This is a genomic window from Acinetobacter sp. P8-3-8 (genome assembly GCF_000214135.1).
Lineage (GTDB): Bacteria > Pseudomonadota > Gammaproteobacteria > Pseudomonadales > Moraxellaceae > Acinetobacter.
Window position 1 is genome coordinate 1 of record NZ_AFIE01000142.1, and the last position, 752, is coordinate 752.

Genomic DNA, 752 nt, shown 5'->3' on the forward strand with positions numbered 1-752 from the left:
GTTTTTACAAACTAAGCGTGATGATGAAGGTAAGCTATTATTGCTGCTTTTTTAGGAAGTTTTCTTTTAAATATAGCGCCAGTACATATGTAGCCAATCAGCAATATAGGGAATGTCGTTATAATAAAAATTAATGAATTAATTGCTATTAATACTGAAAAGTATAGCATTGCCTCATCAGCAATCTCAGTAATCCTTTCATCCTTCGCCCTTGCAATTAAGTACCATTCTTTTTTTGATTCATTAAAAGCAACATCTTTGATTTCACTTGATTTATTTTTCATAGCCTGAAAAACCCAAGCAAAATCAATTTCAGGCACGAGTTTTTTCATATTGAGGATAGTTTTTTTTGTTATCTCAAGCGCCTCTAATTCATCATTAGAAATATCAGAACTTATGTCATCTAATCTTCCATATAACGATTGAAATTTAGACTGAATTAAGGATTGGATTGCTGGTCTAACAACAAACTGATATGTCCAGCAGAAAAATACTAACCAGATAAAAATATTTAATAAAATTATCATTCCTCATCCTCTGTGGTGGATATCTGTTTAAGTCTGTTGCGTAAAATTTCATTTTCTTTAACTGCTTTATCTAGTCTGTGCCTAAAAAACTTAAAAAACAAGTACCCTATAAAAGTGTAGAAAAACATAAATACATAAAAACCAGCCTTGCTTGTGGTTTGGCATGCGAAGAACTGGGTAGTTAGAGTGGATAAATCTTGCTCAGGAATTCTCCATAAAATAATT

The 752-nt window shown here is 31.4% G+C and carries 2 protein-coding genes; both read right to left on the reverse strand.

Features of this window, described 5'->3' with window-relative positions; genetic code table 11:
* Positions 1–11 precede the first annotated feature (11 nt).
* Positions 12–527 carry a hypothetical protein gene (locus tag GGG_RS0119005; protein WP_010118075.1) on the reverse strand — a complete coding sequence of 172 codons (516 nt, stop codon included), beginning with the start codon at positions 525–527 and terminating at the stop codon, positions 12–14.
* Positions 524–752: hypothetical protein (locus tag GGG_RS21485; protein ID WP_034600169.1), on the reverse strand; the 229-nt coding region annotated here is incomplete at its 5' end. The genes GGG_RS0119005 and GGG_RS21485, both read right to left, overlap by 4 nt.

What these genes read in the sequence shown, in the direction of transcription:
- GGG_RS0119005 (WP_010118075.1), bottom strand. Translation starts at nt 527, where the DNA reads ATGATAATTTTATTAAATATTTTTATCTGGTTAGTATTTTTCTGCTGG.